13 protein-coding genes are annotated in these 14351 nt (G+C 59.9%); 3 read left to right on the top strand and 10 right to left on the bottom strand.

Annotated elements, in window-relative coordinates; all coding sequences use genetic code 11:
- Positions 1 to 14: 14 nt before the first annotated feature.
- Together ACIOWA_RS25670 and ACIOWA_RS25665 are read right to left on the bottom strand one after the other, a co-directional pair.
- Positions 15 to 539 (bottom strand): DUF523 domain-containing protein, encoded by a 525-nt coding sequence (locus ACIOWA_RS25670; RefSeq protein WP_401162564.1) that lies wholly within the window; start codon positions 537 to 539, stop codon positions 15 to 17.
- A gap of 1 nt (position 540) precedes the next feature.
- Positions 541 to 1173 (bottom strand): 2OG-Fe(II) oxygenase, encoded by a 633-nt coding sequence (locus tag ACIOWA_RS25665; protein WP_339430400.1) that lies wholly within the window; start codon positions 1171 to 1173, stop codon positions 541 to 543.
- Positions 1174 to 1281: 108 nt separating this feature from the next.
- Between ACIOWA_RS25665 and ACIOWA_RS25660 the strand changes: the two genes are divergently transcribed.
- Positions 1282 to 2034 (top strand): DUF2059 domain-containing protein, encoded by a 753-nt coding sequence (locus tag ACIOWA_RS25660; RefSeq protein ID WP_339430401.1) that lies wholly within the window; start codon positions 1282 to 1284, stop codon positions 2032 to 2034.
- Positions 2035 to 2133: 99 nt separating this feature from the next.
- Here ACIOWA_RS25660 and ACIOWA_RS25655 read toward each other — a convergent pair whose 3' ends face one another.
- Positions 2134 to 3084: an alpha/beta hydrolase gene (locus tag ACIOWA_RS25655; protein ID WP_339430402.1), complete on the bottom strand. Its 951-nt coding sequence runs from the start codon at positions 3082 to 3084 to the stop codon at positions 2134 to 2136.
- 98 nt (positions 3085 to 3182) lie between these two features.
- Between ACIOWA_RS25655 and ACIOWA_RS25650 the strand changes: the two genes are divergently transcribed.
- Entirely contained in the window at positions 3183 to 3761 is a 579-nt protein-coding gene (locus tag ACIOWA_RS25650) for a DUF6436 domain-containing protein (protein ID WP_339430403.1), read from the top strand.
- 103 nt (positions 3762 to 3864) lie between these two features.
- Positions 3865 to 6276 carry a penicillin acylase family protein gene (locus ACIOWA_RS25645; RefSeq protein WP_401162561.1) on the top strand — a complete coding sequence of 804 codons (2412 nt, stop codon included), beginning with the start codon at positions 3865 to 3867 and terminating at the stop codon, positions 6274 to 6276.
- A gap of 93 nt (positions 6277 to 6369) precedes the next feature.
- Here ACIOWA_RS25645 and ACIOWA_RS25640 read toward each other — a convergent pair whose 3' ends face one another.
- The 7 genes from ACIOWA_RS25640 to ACIOWA_RS25610 all read right to left on the bottom strand — a co-directional run.
- On the bottom strand, positions 6370 to 7260 hold the full coding sequence (locus ACIOWA_RS25640; protein WP_221734038.1) for an ABC transporter permease subunit: 891 nt from the start codon (positions 7258 to 7260) through the stop codon (positions 6370 to 6372).
- Positions 7257 to 8138, bottom strand: coding sequence for an ABC transporter permease subunit (locus tag ACIOWA_RS25635; protein ID WP_221734061.1), 882 nt, complete (start codon positions 8136 to 8138; stop codon positions 7257 to 7259). The genes ACIOWA_RS25640 and ACIOWA_RS25635 overlap by 4 nt, the downstream gene beginning before the upstream one ends.
- Positions 8139 to 8173: 35 nt before the next feature.
- A complete protein-coding gene (locus ACIOWA_RS25630) occupies positions 8174 to 9316 on the bottom strand; it encodes a polyamine ABC transporter ATP-binding protein (protein ID WP_339430405.1) in 1143 nt (380 codons plus the stop codon).
- 66 nt (positions 9317 to 9382) lie between these two features.
- Positions 9383 to 10480: a polyamine ABC transporter substrate-binding protein gene (locus ACIOWA_RS25625; protein ID WP_339430406.1), complete on the bottom strand. Its 1098-nt coding sequence runs from the start codon at positions 10478 to 10480 to the stop codon at positions 9383 to 9385.
- A gap of 187 nt (positions 10481 to 10667) precedes the next feature.
- Positions 10668 to 11780 (bottom strand): polyamine ABC transporter substrate-binding protein, encoded by a 1113-nt coding sequence (locus tag ACIOWA_RS25620; protein ID WP_339430407.1) that lies wholly within the window; start codon positions 11778 to 11780, stop codon positions 10668 to 10670.
- 173 nt (positions 11781 to 11953) lie between these two features.
- A complete protein-coding gene (locus ACIOWA_RS25615) occupies positions 11954 to 13318 on the bottom strand; it encodes an aspartate aminotransferase family protein (protein WP_339430408.1) in 1365 nt (454 codons plus the stop codon).
- Positions 13319 to 13374: 56 nt separating this feature from the next.
- Positions 13375 to 14351 (bottom strand): glutamine synthetase family protein (locus ACIOWA_RS25610; RefSeq protein WP_401162558.1); only part of this gene is annotated, 977 nt, incomplete at its 5' end.

Here is a 14351-nt window from a genome sequence, read left to right as displayed (position 1 = left end):
TTATGGAGATCGATTTACCAGGTTGAACTGGTGAAAGAAGGGCTTGCCTTACGGCAGGCCGTTACCGGCCCGCACACAAAAAATCTGACACTCCCAAGTTCACTGAACACTTGCACGCCATGGCGTTTGAGCAGTGCAGCTGTCACGCCTTCACCGCTGACTTTCACTCCACTGAACGTGCCGTCATACGTCAGCAGATTGCCGCACGAAGGACTGTTGGCCTTGAGTACCGCAACGCGGATGCCGTGTTTTTGCACCAACGCCAACGCCTGCCGGGCGCCATCGAGAAACTGCGCACTGACATCTTCGTCTTCAGTGGTCATCACCGACGCCATGCCGTCGAGCACTTCAGCCCCCTGCCCACCCGGAATCTCTGCCGCTGCCCGCGGGGTCGGCAAACCACCGGCCACTTCAGGACACAACGGCACCACCCGCCCTTCGTCGAGCCACTGTCCGAGCAAATCAAACGGCCCACTGGCCCCGCCGTCGTAGCGCACGCGATGGCCCAACAGGCAGCGACTGACCAGAATCTTGTGCATCTCAGAAAGGCTCGTTGCCACGGCGGCGGAACCAGCCGGTCAGCGACAAGCGCTCGCGGTTTGCCGGAAGCACCTCGTGTGGGACTTCGCCAGAGAGAAACACCACCAGACAACCGCCGATGGGTTGTACGTCGTGAACGCGCTCATCACCCAGGTACATGCGCAACTGACCGCCATCCTCAGGCAGCCAGGCCTCGTTGAGATAGATCACCGCCGAAACCATGCGCCGGTCATCGTCGCGAAAACGATCGACGTGCCTGCGATAGAACGCGCCCGGCGGATACAGCGCAAAGTGGCACTCGAAGTCTTCAAGTCCGAGGAACAGCCCCCGGTTGAGCGCCTCGCGCAGGCTGTCCATCAGGTGCAGATAACGGTCGCTGGCCTCGGCCTGCCCCGGGTCGATCCATTGAATATGATCGCCGCGAATACCCTCGCGAATCTCTGAAAAGGGCCCGCGACCGACCGCCGCCGGCGCCAGTTCCCCCTCGGCCTCACGTTTACGGCACTCGGCCGCCAGCTCGCGGGTCAAACCCGCGGGCAGGAAAATGTTCTGCTGCGACCAGCCATGCTCGGCCAGGTCGTCGACGATACGTAACAGCATCGGGTGTTCAGAGGATATTTGCATGGCGCGCATAGTATGCCTGCGACAAGAAATCCGACAGAGCCACGCAGCGGCTTGCTACGAATTCTCGACAAGTACCGACACCGCACGGAGAATAGTGCGCTGCTGACAGGAGTCCCTATGCGCCGTTTGTTTTTTTCACTGTTGATGTTCTGCGTTTTGCCCGCCTGGGCGGACGGCCATGATCAGCTTTACAAGGTCGCCGGCTGGCCAGATCAACGTGCGCACTTCAATGACGCCCTGAGTGCTGCCCAGCAGCGTTATCAAAACAGCCTGCCGCCTGCGGTTTTTCAAGCATTGGTGAGCAACAGCAACCAGCGTTTTGCGCCACAAGCCATGGATCAACGCGCCGAAGCCCAGTTGCGCCAGAACCTTGCCGATCCGAAACCGGCGCTGTCCTTCTTCCAATCGCCGCTGGGTAAAAAAATCGTCGCCGCTGAATTGCTGGCGACCCGGCGCGACCAACTGGCGAAAAATGCCAAAGGTCTGCCCAAGATGCAGGTCAGCGACAGCCGTCTGCTGATCATCGGCCACCTCGCCCAGGCGCTGCCGGCTCGTGAAGCTGGCGCCGAGGTCAGCCTCGCCATTGCGGGTGTGGCGGCCGACAGTTTGAGTTCGATGATTCCGGGACTGCTCGGCGGTGGCCAGGCGCAAGGGATGTTGAATGGTCAGCGCCAGCGGCTGATGGATCAGATCGGCGCCGACATGAACAACACACTGCTCTACGTTTATCGCGACTTGTCGGATGAAGAACTCGAAGAGTTTGCGACGTTTGCCGAGTCGACGGAGGGCAAGGCTTATTATCAAGCGGCGCTGGCGGCGATTCGGGCGGGGTTGGCGGTGGGGCAAAACACTTCGAACCTCGGCCAGTAAACTGCGTCGCCTGACAAGCCGCCTTCGCGAGCAAGCCCGCTCCCACTGTGATCGCGGTCTCCTGTGGGAACGGGCCTGCTCGCGAAGAGGCCCTTGGAATCACTGAGGATTACGCCCCCTGATCCGCTTGTTCAGAAACTCGAAATACTCCTCGCGCATATCAGCCGTCTCATTCGCCAGATGATGCCGCGCCTGCGGCAGCAGCAAAATCTGCGGCCGATCAAACTTCCACTTCAACACCTGCAGGTTGTGCTGCCAGTCCACGGTCATGTCCGCCTGCCCTTGAATGATCAGCGGCCGGCGCGGACTTTTTTTCGCGTACTCGACCCGATTGATCCAGCGTGACAATGCGCCGACCCATGCGGTCGGCAAGCGCTTGGGCTGCAACGGATCGGCCAGCAGAAACGGCAGGAAATCCGGATCGTTGGAGTTCTCGCTGAAGCGCCGGGCAATGCCTCGAACAAACGGTCGCAGCAGGTAATAACTCAACTGCGACCAGCCCCACGCCCGCGGCCGCACCAGGGGCGACAACAGAATCAACTGGCCTTGCGCCGGACTGTTCTCGCCATGGTTGAGCACATGATCGACCACAATCGCCCCGCCCGTACTTTGCCCGCACAAGTGCCACGGCTGCGGCAGGGCAATCGAATGCGCCTCGGCAAACAGGGCTTGCAGGGTGTCCTGATACTCGGAAAAGTCACGAATGCTCGCCCGCACACCGCTCGACAGACCGTGCCCCGGCAAGTCGCAGGCGATCACGGCAAAATCCTGATCCAGCGCCCACTCGATGACATGTCGATAAAGCCCGGTGTGATCGTAAAAACCGTGCAGCAGAAACAGCGTGCCCTTGACCTTTTCCGGCCACCAGCAATGGCTGACCAGTTCGTAACCGTCCACCTCGAATCGACCGATGCCGCGCCAGACATCCCGCCCGGGGAAATCGGTTTTATAGAACCGCTGATAGGCCTTTGCCTCCTCCGACAACGGCTGCCACTGGGCCAAAGGCTTGAGGCTGGCACGTAAATGATCGGGATCGAAGGTAGCAGGCATGAGGCAATTCCAGAGCGGTAAACAGACTTTATCGGCCTGCGATATTCATCTGTAGAAGCAAGCATGGCAAGCTAGCCGCCCTCCGAGGAGCAAAATCCATGCGTTCGCCCTACCGCACCGCACTGTTTGCCAGCCTGATCGCGCTTGTCTGCGCCGGGGTGCTGTGGATGGCGTACGACTGGTTTCAGGGCCGCTATCTGCGGGCGTTCAGCGAACACACCGCGGTGTTTTCCGGCGACCCGTTGCGCCTGCCGGATGATCTTGCCGGCCCCGGGCCGATTCGACTGGTGCACTTCTGGGACCCCGCCTGCCCGTGCAACGTTGGCAACCAACAGCACCTGAGCGAGATGGTCGAGCAGTTCAGCGGCAAAGGCGTGGAGTTCTTTGCCGTGCAAAAGCCCGGCAGCCACGGCCAGTTGCCCGCCACGTTGAGCCGCCTGAAAACCATTGCGATATTGCCCGGCTCCGAACAGGTTCCCGCCAGCCCCGCTGTGGCGATTTGGGACCGCAGCGGCAAACTGGCGTACTTCGGCCCCTACAGCGAGGGCCTGACCTGCAACGCCAGTAACAGCTTTATCGAACCGATCCTGAACGCACTGACGGATGATCGCCCGGTCAATGCCACACACACCTTGGCGGTCGGTTGTTATTGTCCGTGGCCGGTCGAGACGCATTAAGGCGTTCCGGACTTTTCAAGGACAGCGATGCACGGCACGGAAGCTCTGTGCTAATTGTTTGCAGCCCGCACGGGCGGCAATCCCGCATTCACAAGGAGTCACCATGAAGCGCGTGTTCACCGTTCTTGCCTTGCTCATCGTTGTCCTGCTATGTGCGGGCGGCTGGTACGTCTACAGTAAGCAGCCAACGCGAAAGGGCCAGGTTGAACTGCGCCACCTGCAAGGTTCGGTGACCGTGCGTTACGACGAGCGCGGCGTGCCGCATATTCGTGCAGAGAACGAAACCGATCTCTACCGCGCCCTCGGCTATGTCCACGCCCAGGATCGTCTGTTCCAGATGGAAGCCATGCGCCGCCTCGCCCGTGGCGAACTGGCCGAAGTGCTCGGGCCGAAACTGCTCGACACCGACAAACTGTTCCGCAGCCTGCGCATTCGTGAGCGCGCCGCCAGTTACGTGGCCAGCCTCGATCAGCAGTCACCGGCGTGGAAGGGCCTGCAAGCCTATCTGGATGGCATCAACCAATATCAGGACACGCACGCAGCGCCCATTGAGTTCGACGTACTGGGCATCCCCAAGCGGCCGTTCACGGCTGAAGACAGCATCAGCGTCGCCGGTTACATGGCTTACAGCTTTGCCGCCGCGTTTCGCACCGAGCCGTTGCTGACCTATGTGCGCGATCAACTCGGTGCCGATTACCTCAACGTCTTCGACCTCGACTGGCAGCCCAAGGGTGTCTTGGCCAAGGGCCGCAGCAACCCGACGCCAGCCCTCGCGGCTGGCGACTGGAAAGACCTCAGCGCCCTCGCCCGCCTCAGCGAACAGGCGCTGATCGACAATGGTCTGCCGCAGTTCGAAGGCAGTAACGCCTGGGTGATTGCCGGCAACCGCAGCCAGAGTGGCAAACCGCTGCTGGCCGGTGACCCGCATATTCGCTTCTCGGTGCCGTCGGTGTGGTACGAGGCGCAGTTGTCGGCGCCGGGTTTTGAACTCTACGGCCACCATCAGGCGCTGGTGCCGTTCGCGTTTCTGGGGCACAACATGGATTTCGGTTGGAGCCTGACGATGTTCCAGAACGACGATCTGGATCTGATCGCCGAGAAGGCCAACCCGGACAATCCGAACCAGGTCTGGTATCGCGGGCAGTGGACCGACATGGTCAGCACCGAGCAGCAGATTGCGGTGAAGGGCCAGGCACCGGTGACGATCACCCTGCGCCAATCGCCCCACGGCCCGATCGTCAACGACGCACTCGGCAGCGCCGCCGGGAAAACGCCGATTGCCATGTGGTGGGCCTTCCTCGAAACGCCGAACCCGATCCTCGAAGGTTTCTATCAGCTCAACCGCGCCGACACGCTGGCCAAGGCCCGTGCCGCCGCGGCCAAGGTGCAGGCACCGGGGCTGAACCTCGTCTACGCCAATGCCAAAGGGGATATCGCCTGGTGGGCTTCTGCGCTGTTGCCCAAGCGCCCGGCCGGGGTCAAACCGGGTTTCATTCTCGACGGCAGCACCAATCAGGCAGACAAGGACGGTTACTACCCGTTCAGCGCCAACCCGCAGGAGGAAAACCCGGCGCGCGGCTACATCGTCTCGGCCAATTTCCAGCCTGTGTCGCCGACCGGCATGGAGATTCCCGGTTACTACAACCTGGCCGATCGTGGCCAGCAACTCAATCGTCAACTCAGTGACAAGAACACCAAGTGGACCAACGAAGCCAACCAGAAGCTGCAACTGGGCACCACCACCGGCTACGGCCCGCGTCTATTGGCGCCGCTATTGCCAGTGTTGCGCGAAGTGGTGACGGACCCGGCCGAGCGCAAACTGATCGAGCAACTGGCGCAGTGGCAAGGCGACTATCCGCTGGATTCGGTCAGTGCGACGGTGTTCAACCAGTTTCTCTATGACCTGGCTGATGCGGCGATGCGTGACGAGTTGGGCAATGATTTTTTCCAGACGCTGCTGTCGACGCGGGTGATCGATGCCGCGCTGCCACGCCTGGCGGCCAACGCCGACTCGCCGTGGTGGGACAACCGCAACACGCCGAACAAAGAGACCCGCGCCGATACCGTGCGAGCGGCGTGGCAGGCGAGCATGAAACATCTGAAGCTGACCCTCGGCGACGACGTTGGCGGGTGGAAATGGGGCATGGCGCACACCCTGACCCACGGGCATCCGCTGGGGCAGCAAAAGCCCCTGGATCGCCTCTTCAACGTCGGCCCTTTCGCGGCGCCGGGCAGCCATGAAGTACCGAACAACCTCTCGGCGAAGATCGGCCCGGCGCCGTGGCCAGTGACTTACGGGCCCTCGACGCGGCGCCTGGTGGACTTCGCCGACCCGGCTCACGGCTTGACCATCAACCCGGTCGGCCAGAGCGGCGTGCCGTTCGACAGTCACTATGACGATCAGGCTGAAGCGTATGTGGAAGGGATGTATATGCAGGCGCATTTCAGCGATGAGGAAGTCATGGCCAATACCCGCAGTACCTTGAAGCTGTTACCGGCGCGGGCTGCCCAGTAGTTCCAGGCTGGCTGGAGGGGCCTCGTCGCGAGCCTGCCCGCTCCCACCGTTATGATTGGGTTGGCCTGCGCAATGAGGCCAACCCGGCATGGCTTACACCGCTTCCGGCGCCTGTGCGCGGCGCACGTCCGGCTGCTTCCACGAATCGGCAGCGCTTTCTTCGATGGCTTGCTGGATGGCTTTCTTGCGGGCTTCTTCGGCGCGGCGGCTGAAGAACCAGACCAAAAACGTCACGATCGACACCGCCAGCAGAATCAGGCTGGCCACAGCGTTGATCTCAGGCTTCACGCCCAGACGCACCGCTGAGAACACTTCCATTGGCAGGGTCGTCGAACCCGGGCCGGAAACGAAGCTCGCCAGTACCAGATCGTCCAGCGACAAAGCGAACGACATCATGCCACCCGCCGCCAGCGACGGCGCGATCATCGGGATGGTGATCAGGAAGAACACCTTCCATGGCCGTGCCCCCAGATCCATCGCTGCTTCTTCGATCGACAAGTCCAACTCACGCAGACGCGCCGACACCACCACCGCCACATACGCGGCACAGAACGTCGTGTGAGCGATCCAGATGGTGACAACGCCACGCTCCTGCGGCCAGCCGATCATCTGCGCCATGGCCACGAACAGCAGCAACAGCGACAGACCGGTGATGACCTCTGGCATAACCAACGGCGCGGTCACCAGACCACCGAACAGCGTACGCCCCTTGAAGTGGGTGATACGGGTCAGCACGAACGCCGCCAGTGTGCCCAGCGCCACCGCCGCCACCGCGGTGTAGCAGGCGATTTCCAGCGAGCGCAGCACCGAGCCCATCAGTTGGCTGTTGTCGAGCAGGCCGACGTACCACTTGATCGACCAGCCGCCCCACACCGTCACCAGTTTCGAGGCGTTGAACGAGTAGATCACCAGGATCAGCATCGGCAGGTAGATGAACAACAAACCCAGAACCAGCATCAGGCTGGAGAAACGGAAGCGCTTCATTCTTTACCCTCCATTTCCTTGGCCTGACTGCGGTTGAACAGGATGATCGGCACAATCAGGATCGCCAGCATCACCACCGCCAGCGCGGACGCCACCGGCCAGTCACGGTTGTTGAAGAACTCTTGCCAGAGGACTTTACCGATCATCAGGGTTTCCGGACCGCCGAGCAGTTCCGGGATCACGAACTCGCCCACCACCGGGATGAACACCAGCATGCAGCCGGCAATGATCCCGTTCTTGGACAGCGGAATCGTGATTTTCCAGAAGCTGTTGAAGGTACTCGAACCGAGGTCGGAAGCCGCTTCCAGCAAGCTCTGATCGTGCTTCACCAGATTGGCGTACAGCGGCAGGATCATGAACGGCAGGTACGAATAGACCACGCCGATGTAGACCGCCAGGTTGGTGTTGAGGATTTGCAGCGGCTGATCGATCAACCCCATGCTCATCAGGAAACCGTTGAGCAGACCGTTGTTGCTGAGGATGCCCATCCACGCGTAAACGCGGATCAGGATTGCGGTCCAGGTCGGCATCATGATCAGCAGCACCAGCACCGTTTGCAGCTCTTTACGGGCGCTGGCGATGGCGTAGGCCATCGGGTAGCCGATCAGCAGGCACAACAGCGTGCTGAAAAACGCCATCTTCAGCGAGCCGAGATACGCGGCAATGTAGAGTTCGTCGTCACCGAGCAACGCGTAGTTGCCCAGGTTCAGCAGCAGTTCCAGCTTCTGCTCGGCGAACGTGTAGATCTCGGTGTACGGCGGAATGGCCACATCGGCTTCGGCGAAGCTGATCTTCAGGACGATGAAGAACGGCAACATGAAGAACAGGAACAGCCAGATGAACGGAACCCCGATGACCAGTTGGCGGCCATTGGGAATTATTCGGTTAAGCCGTCGTTTGAACTTGCGCATGTTCATGAGCGAAGTACCACGCCGCTGTCATCTTCCCACCACACGTAAACCTGATCGCCCCAGGTCGGCCGTGCGCCACGGCGCTCGGCGTTGGCAACGAAGGACTGCACCAGTTTGCCGCTCGGCAATTCGACGTAGAACACCGAGTGACCGCCCAGATAAGCAATGTCATGCACCTTGCCGCTCGACCAGTTGTATTCGCAGGTCGGTTGATCGGCGGTGACCAGCAGCTTCTCAGGACGGATCGCGTAAGTGACCGACTTGTCCTGCACCGAGGTGCTGATCCCGTGACCCACGTAGATCTGCCGGTCGAGGTCATTGCAGGTGATGGTCGCGTGGCCCTCGGCGTCGTCGATCACTTCGCCTTCGAAGATGTTGACGTTGCCGATGAATTCGCAGACCAGGCGGCTGGTCGGGGTTTCGTAGATGTCGATCGGGCTGCCGATCTGGGCGATCCAGCCCAGGTGCATGATCGCGATGCGCTCGGCCATGGTCATGGCCTCTTCCTGGTCGTGCGTCACCATCACGCAGGTCACGCCGACGCGCTCGATGATCTCGACCAGTTCCAACTGCATCTGCGAACGCAGTTTTTTATCCAGTGCGCCCATCGGCTCATCGAGCAGCAGCAGCTTCGGCCGCTTGGCCAGCGAACGTGCCAGCGCCACACGCTGACGCTGACCGCCGGACAGTTGATGCGGCTTGCGCTTGGCGTACTGGCTCATCTGCACCAGCTTGAGCATCTCGGCCACGCGGGCCTCGACCTCAGCCTTGGGAATCTTGTCCTGCTGCAAGCCGAAGGCAATGTTCTGCGCCACCGTCATGTGCGGGAACAAGGCGTACGACTGGAACATCATGTTGATCGGTCGTTCGTAAGGCGGCATGTCGGTGATGTCGACGCCGTCGAGGAAAATGCGCCCCTCCGTGGGCCGTTCGAACCCTGCCAGCATCCGCAACAGAGTGGATTTGCCCGATCCCGAACCGCCGAGCAGGGCAAAAATTTCGCCCTTTTTGATTTCCAGGGACACATCGTCCACGGCAATCGTCTCGTCGAACTTCTTCGTGACCCGGTCGATTTTGACCAACACCTGTTTAGGTGTCTGGTCGCCCTCGAGGGCTTTCTTGTAGGCGCCGGAGGCAACTGCCATTTACGAAACTCCCAGAAAAAAAGAGTGCAGTTCGTCCAATGCGGACGAACCCAGGATGTTTGTGCCTTATTTGCCCGACTTGACCTTGGTCCAGCTGCGGGTCATCAAACGCTGAATATTGGGTGGCAATTCGGTCGACACGTAGGTCTTGTCGAGGACTGCTTGCGGTGGATAAACCGCTTCGTCGGTGCGAATGGACTGTTCCATCAGCTTGTCCGAACCCGGATTGGGGTTGGCGTAACCGACATAATCACTGACCTGGGCGATCACCTCAGGCTTGAGCAAATAGTTGATGAAGGCATGAGCTTCTTTGACGTTGTCCGAATCCTTGGGGATCGCCAACATGTCAAACCACAGCGCACCGCCCTCTTTCGGAATCGAGTACGCAATGTTCACGCCCTTCTTGGCTTCAGCCGCCCGGGACTTGGCCTGGAAGACGTCACCGGAAAAGCCGACCGCCACACAAATGTTGCCGTTGGCCAGATCCGAAATGTATTTGGAGGAGTGGAAGTAAGTCACATAAGGCCGTACCGCCAGTAACTTGGCCTCAGCCTTTTTGTAATCTTCAGGATTGGTGCTGTTCGCGTTCAGCCCCAGGTAATTGAGCACGGTCGGCATCATTTCATCGGCCGAATCGAGGAACGCTACGCCGCAACTTTGCAGCTTCTTGATGTTCTCAGGCTCAAACAGCACGGCCCAGGAATCGATCTTGTCGATGCCCAATACCGCTTTGACTTTGTCGACGTTGTAACCGATGCCGTTGGTGCCCCACAGGTAAGGCACGGCGTAAAGGTTACCCGGATCGTTCTGCTCAAGACGTTTGAGCAGCGCAGGGTCGAGATTGGAATAGTTGGGCAGTTGCGACTTGTCGAGCTTCTGGAACGCGCCCGCCTTGATCTGCTTGCCCAGGAAGTGGTTCGACGGCACGACCACGTCGTAACCGGTACGCCCGGCCAGCAGCTTGCCTTCCAGGGTTTCGTTGGAGTCGAACACGTCATAGACCGGTTTGATGCCAGTCTCTTTCTCGAAGTCGGCCAGCGTGTTCTCGCCGATGTAATCCGACCAGTTATAAATGTGCACGGTACCGGCGGCCTGGGCACCAACAGCGATCGTCAGGCCGGTAGCAACCAGCAGTGCATTGCGCAAAGAAGAAAAAACAGGCACGTGGAGGTCCTCTAGATTAGGTGGGCCCAAGTTGCCCCGCGCGGCATGACAGCCATGGCTGCCCGACAACAAAACCGGCGCGCAACTTACCCTCGAAAAACCGTTCCAGCAAAACTTTCTGTCATTTATTTGTCCCGCTGACCGGCCTCGCAAAGACGACGGCCAGCGGTTGCTGCCTCAAACCGGCTTATTTGCCCGATTTGATCTTGGTCCAGCTGCGGGTCATCAAACGCTGGGTCGCGGCCGGCAAGTCGGCAATCGCGTACAGTTTGGCCAGCACGTCGGCCGGTGGGTAAATGCCCGGATCGCTGGTGATGTCTTTATCAACCAGTGGCGTTGCAGCGGCGTTACCGTTCGGGAAGCGCACGGCATTGGTGATTTCAGCCATGATTTCCGGCTTCTGCAGGAAGGTCATGAACTTGTAGGCGCCTTCGACGTTTTCGGAATCTTTAGGGATGGCGATCATGTCGTAGAAGCTGCCGGCACCTTCCTTCGGAATGTTGTAGCTGACTTTCACCTTGCCACCGGCTTCAGCCGCGCGGGACTTGGCCTGGTAAATGTCGCCCGAGTAACCGATAGCGACGCAGATGTTGCCGTTGGCCAGGTCAGAGATGTACTTGGAGGAATGGAAGTAGGCGATCGAAGGACGCACCTTCATGATCAGCGCTTCAGCCTTGGCGATGTCTTCTTTCTTCTGGGTGTCGGTTGGCAGGCCCAGGTAGTGCAGCGCCACCGGAATCATCTCGGTTGGCGAGTCGAGCAGACTGATGCCGCAGGATTTCAGCTTGGCAGCGTTTTCAGGCTTGAAGATCAGGTCCCAGGAGTTGACCGGCGCATCGGCACCCAGTGCAGCCTTGACCTTCTCGGCATTGAAGCCGATGCCGATCGAGCCCCACATGTACGGGAAGGCGTGCTCGTTGCCCGGGTCGCTGACCGACACAGCCTTGAGCAGGTCGGTGTTCAGGTTTTTCCAGTTAGGCAGCTTGGACTTGTCCAGTTTCTGGTAGACGCCAGCCTTGATCTGCTTGGCCAGGAAGTTGTTCGACGGCACGACGATGTCGTAGCCCGATTTGCCCGCCAGCAATTTGGCTTCGAGGGTTTCGTTGCTGTCGAAAACGTCGTAGACGACTTTGATGCCCGACTCGTCTTCAAACTTCTTGATGGTGTCCGGGGCGATGTAGTCGGACCAGTTGTAGACGTGCAACACCTTGTCGTCCGCCTGAGCCGCAGCGGCCATGATTCCCATCAGGGACATGGCGAGCAGTGTCTTGCCAGCGAGCTTTTTGCCTAATGCCTTCATGCGTTGATGCTCCAAATTTTTTCTTTTTTGAACCACTTTGTTCAGCGGCCGAACCCGGACAACTGGAACCGCGACTAGTCTGGCAAGTTCAGAGGCGGTCTTTCAAGAAAAGACCCGCCTTTGTGACAGCTTTGAGCAAGAGCGCCGCGGCTCCCCCGCTCAGAGCCTAGCACTTAGCCTTGTACCGCACTGAGGGTCAGGTCCAGACACTTGCGCGCCTTGGTCACCAGCTCATCGATCTCCGCTTTGCTGATCACCAGCGGCGGCGCAATGATCATGGTGTCGCCCACAGCGCGCATGATCAGCCCGTTGTCGAAGCAGAACTGACGGCAGATCATGCCGACACCCTTGCCTTCGTAACGCTTGCGAGTGGCCTTGTCCTGCACCAGCTCGATCGCCCCCAGCAGACCAACACCGCGAACTTCACCTACCAATGGGTGATCGTTCAGTTCCCGCAGACGTTTCTGCAAATACGGTGCCGTTTCGTTGCGCACGGTCTCGATAATTTTTTCTTCGCGCAGAATCCGGATGTTTTCCAGACCCACCGCCGCCGCCACCGGATGGCCGGAGTAAGTGAAGCCGTGGTTGAAATCGCCACCTTCGTTGAGCACCGCGACCACTTCGTCACGCACGATCAGACCACCCATCGGGATATAGCCGGACGTCAGGCCCTTGGCGATGGTCATCATGTCGGGCGCAAGGTCGTAGAAATCGCTACCGAACCACTCACCGGTACGACCGAAACCGCAGATCACTTCGTCGGCAACGAAGAGGATGTCGTACTTGGCGAGGATTTCCTTGATGCGCGGCCAGTAGGTGTCGGGCGCAATGATCACGCCACCGGCACCCTGGATCGGCTCGGCAATAAAGGCACCGACATTGTCGACGCCGACTTCGAGAATTTTCTCTTCCAGTTGATTGGCCGCCCAGACACCGAACTCTTCTGGCGACATGTCGCCGCCCTCGGCGAACCAGTACGGCTGCTCGATGTGGACGATGCCCGGGATCGGCAAGTCGCCCTGCTCGTGCATATACGTCATGCCGCCCAGGCTCGCGCCGGCCACGGTCGAACCGTGATAGCCGTTCTTGCGGCTGATGATGACTTTCTTGTCTGGCTGGCCCTTGATCGCCCAGTAGTGGCGAACCATGCGCAGCATGGTGTCGTTGCCTTCGGAGCCGGAACCGGTGAAGAACACGTGGTTCATGCCTGCTGGCGCGACGTCAGCGATGGCCTTGGCCAGTTCCAGCGCTGGAGGGTGCGCGGTCTGGAAGAACAGGTTGTAGTAAGGCAGTTCGCGCATCTGCTTGCTGGCGGCGTCGGCCAGTTCATCGCGACCGTAACCGATGGCCACGCACCACAGCCCGGCCATGCCGTCGAGGATCTTGTTGCCTTCGCTGTCCCACAGGTAAACGCCTTTGGCGTTGGTGATGATCCGTGGGCCCTTCTCTTTCAACTGCTTGAAATCGCTGAACGGGGCCAGGTGATGATCGCTGCTCAGCGCTTGCCACTCACGGGTTTGCGGGTTGTTGCTGGTCATGCCAATTCTCCTTGTCAGAGGTGAAGGCGCGCCGCCTGAGCGCCGCGCCTGGCGTATCAGACGGCGAAGAGCAGGTACTCACGCTCCCACGAACTGATCACGCGCTTGAAGTTTTCATGCTCGGCGCGCTTGACCGCGACGTAGCCGGTGATGAAAGTTTTGCCGAGGTATTTCTCGATGGTCGCGCTGTTTTCCATGCGTTCCAGCGCATCCTCAATGGTCAGCGGCAGACGCAGGTTGCGGCGTTCATAGCCACGACCAACGACTGGTGCGCTCGGGTTCAGACCCTCGACCATGCCGATGTAACCGCAGAGCAGGCTCGCCGCGATCGCCAGATAGGGGTTGGCATCAGCGCCCGGCAAACGGTTTTCCACCCGGCGGTTATGCGGGCCGGCATCCGGTACGCGCAGGCCCACGGTGCGGTTTTCTTCGCCCCATTCCACGTTCACCGGTGCCGAGGTGTCCGGCAGGAAGCGACGGAACGAGTTGACGTTCGGCGCGAACAGCGGCAACAGCTCAGGGATCAGTTTCTGCAAACCACCGATGTGGTGCAGGAACAACTGGCTCATGGTCCCGTCTTCATTGGAAAAAACGTTCTTGCCGGTCTCGATGTCGATGATGCTCTGGTGCAAGTGCATCGCACTGCCCGGCTCGCCGGTCATCGGCTTGGCCATAAAGGTGGCGGCCACGTTGTGCTTGAGCGCGGCTTCGCGCATGGTGCGTTTGAACACCAGAATCTGATCGGCCAGCGACAGCGCGTCGCCGTGACGGAAGTTGATTTCCATCTGCGCCGTGCCGTCTTCGTGGATCAGCGTGTCGAGGTCCAGCTCCTGCAGTTCGCACCAGTCATAGACGTCTTCGAACAGCGGATCGAATTCGTTCGCCGCTTCAATGGAGAACGACTGGCGACCGATTTCCGGACGACCCGAACGGCCGACCGGCGGCTGCAACGGATAGTCAGGGTCGTCGCTGCGCTTGGTCAGGTAGAACTCCATTTCCGGCGCCACGATCGGCTGCCAGCCCTTGTCGGCAT

Origin of the sequence: Pseudomonas sp. NPDC087614 (genome assembly GCF_044743485.1) — a bacterium.
GTDB lineage: Bacteria > Pseudomonadota > Gammaproteobacteria > Pseudomonadales > Pseudomonadaceae > Aquipseudomonas > Aquipseudomonas baetica_A.
The sequence above is the reverse complement of the archived record's forward strand: the minus strand, read 5'-3'. Positions and strand labels throughout refer to the sequence as shown.

Excerpts from the sequence above, each read along its gene's own strand:
- ACIOWA_RS25670 (WP_401162564.1), bottom strand. The coding sequence starts at position 539 with ATGCACAAGATTCTGGTCAGTCGCTGCCTGTTGGGCCATCGCGTGCGC.
- ACIOWA_RS25665 (WP_339430400.1), bottom strand. The coding sequence starts at position 1,173 with ATGCGCGCCATGCAAATATCCTCTGAACACCCGATGCTGTTACGTATC.
- ACIOWA_RS25660 (WP_339430401.1), top strand. The coding sequence starts at position 1,282 with ATGCGCCGTTTGTTTTTTTCACTGTTGATGTTCTGCGTTTTGCCCGCC.
- ACIOWA_RS25655 (WP_339430402.1), bottom strand. The coding sequence starts at position 3,084 with ATGCCTGCTACCTTCGATCCCGATCATTTACGTGCCAGCCTCAAGCCT.
- ACIOWA_RS25650 (WP_339430403.1), top strand. The coding sequence starts at position 3,183 with ATGCGTTCGCCCTACCGCACCGCACTGTTTGCCAGCCTGATCGCGCTT.
- ACIOWA_RS25645 (WP_401162561.1), top strand. The coding sequence starts at position 3,865 with ATGAAGCGCGTGTTCACCGTTCTTGCCTTGCTCATCGTTGTCCTGCTA.
- ACIOWA_RS25640 (WP_221734038.1), bottom strand. The coding sequence starts at position 7,260 with ATGAAGCGCTTCCGTTTCTCCAGCCTGATGCTGGTTCTGGGTTTGTTG.
- ACIOWA_RS25630 (WP_339430405.1), bottom strand. The coding sequence starts at position 9,316 with ATGGCAGTTGCCTCCGGCGCCTACAAGAAAGCCCTCGAGGGCGACCAG.
- ACIOWA_RS25620 (WP_339430407.1), bottom strand. The coding sequence starts at position 11,780 with ATGAAGGCATTAGGCAAAAAGCTCGCTGGCAAGACACTGCTCGCCATG.
- ACIOWA_RS25615 (WP_339430408.1), bottom strand. The coding sequence starts at position 13,318 with ATGACCAGCAACAACCCGCAAACCCGTGAGTGGCAAGCGCTGAGCAGC.